Genomic DNA, 239 nt, shown 5'->3' on the forward strand with positions numbered 1-239 from the left:
GGCCGACAAAATCGCGATGCGGGCTCACGTTCGGACGGCGTTTCCTGGCGCGCCGGTCGAACAACCGGGGGCGTGGAAAGGGGTGCGCTCCCGCCCGATCGGTTGTCCGCATCCGAGCCGAGCACAAGAGCAGGATGGCGCGCTGGCGATATGCCTGCTCCACCTCGGCGTGAAAACCTGAACTGGCCTAATGAGCCTTACCGTGGCTCAGCAACTCAGGATGCAAGGCGGTCGCGTTC

General features: G+C 64.9%; 1 protein-coding gene. It reads left to right on the top strand.

The genetic code is table 11. The annotated features are described in order from the left end of the window. Positions 1-181: hypothetical protein (locus ACWGTI_RS33005; protein WP_454590719.1), on the top strand; the 181-nt coding region annotated here is incomplete at its 5' end. Positions 182-239 lie beyond the last annotated feature (58 nt).

This window comes from Mesorhizobium sp. ArgA1, assembly GCF_053714375.1.